This is a genomic window from Sphingobium sp. WCS2017Hpa-17 (assembly GCF_031843765.1).
Lineage (GTDB): Bacteria > Pseudomonadota > Alphaproteobacteria > Sphingomonadales > Sphingomonadaceae > Sphingobium.
Map to the genome: position 1 here is coordinate 1 of NZ_JAVTIV010000059.1, position 1,371 is coordinate 1,371.

Below are 1,371 nucleotides of genomic sequence, written 5' to 3' on the forward strand. Positions count from 1 at the left end.
GATCGTGTCCCACGAGGTGGTGTAGCTGGGGTCGATCCACGCTATTTCCGGCGTCAGTCTGAGCCGATCATGTGCCCGGCACTGCCGACAGCATGATGATGGGATTGTCGCTGAGCGGTGCCATTGTTTCAAGTGTCATGTAGCGTGCGCGCTGGACGGCCCATTCGTCGGACTGTTCCATGAGGATGGCGCCAACGAGGCGGGTGATCGCGGCTTCGTTCGGGAAGATGCCGACCACCTCGGTCCTGCGCTTGATCTCGCCATTGAGCCGCTCGATGGGATTCGTGCTGTGCAGCTTGGCGCGATGCTCCCGGGGAAAGGTCATGTAGGCCAGCACATCGGGTTCGGCATCGTCCATCAAGGTTGCCAGTTTGGGCAGTTTGGGTCGCACCTGATCGGCCACGGAACGCCATTGCTGGCTTGCAGCTTCGGGCGTTTCCTGGGCGAAGGCGGTGGCGATAAACGCGGAGACGACCCGCCTGCCACTCTTGCCAGCATGGGCCAAGGCATTGCGCATGAAGTGGACGCGGCAGCGCTGCCAGGTGGCACACAGCAGCTTGGAGACGGCCGCCTTGATGCCTTCGTGTGCGTCGGAGATGACCAGCTTCACGCCGCGCAGACCCCGGCGCGTCAGCTTGCGCAGGAAGGCTGTCCAGAAGGGTTCTGCTTCCGAAGGGCCGATGTCCATGCCGAGAACTTCACGGCGACCGTCGCTGTTCACACCCACCGCGACGATCACTGAAACCGAGACGATCCGCCCGTTCTGGCGAACCTTCACATAGGTCGCATCGATCCAGAGATACGGCCAGTCGCCCTCGATCGGGCGATCCAGGAAGGCGTGAACGCGCTCGTCGAGTTCTTCGCACAGTCGGCTGACCTGGCTTTTGGAGATGCCATCCATACCCAGTGCCTTGACCAGATCGTCGACCGAGCGGGTCGATATCCCCTGAATGTAGGCTTCCTGGATCACTGCGGTCAGCGCCCGCTCGGCCATTCGGCGTGGCTCCAGAAAGCCGGGGAAGTAACTGCCCTTGCGTAGCTTGGGGATGCGCAACTCTACTGTTCCGGCGCGAGTTTGCCAGTCGCGCTCACGATGGCCATTGCGCTGGACAAGCCGGGTAGACGACTTCTCGCCGTAGCCAGCGCCGGTCAAGTTGCCGACTTCCATCTCCATCAACCGCTCGGCCGCAAACGCGATCATGTCGCGCAAAATATCAGCGTCCGGGGTCTTTTCCACCAGCGAACGCAAGTGCATCATAGGGTCGGTCATCGTGGTTCCTTCCGTCAGGTTCGAGCTTCGCAACCCAAACCTATCCGAAAATCACGGTGACCACCTCAGACCCCAGCTACACCACCTCGTGGGACACGATC

Annotated in this window: 1 protein-coding gene; it reads right to left on the reverse strand. The window is 61.4% G+C overall.

Translation table 11 applies throughout. The features are described 5' to 3' along the window. Positions 1-67: 67 nt before the first annotated feature. Complete coding sequence (locus RQH62_RS24875; protein ID WP_311271330.1) at positions 68-1,270, reverse strand: IS256 family transposase; 1,203 nt, start codon at positions 1,268-1,270, stop codon at positions 68-70. Positions 1,271-1,371 lie beyond the last annotated feature (101 nt).

Bases quoted from the DNA above. Each gene is read 5' to 3' on its own strand.
- RQH62_RS24875 (WP_311271330.1), bottom strand. From the start codon at position 1,270: ATGACCGACCCTATGATGCACTTGCGTTCGCTGGTGGAAAAGACCCCG.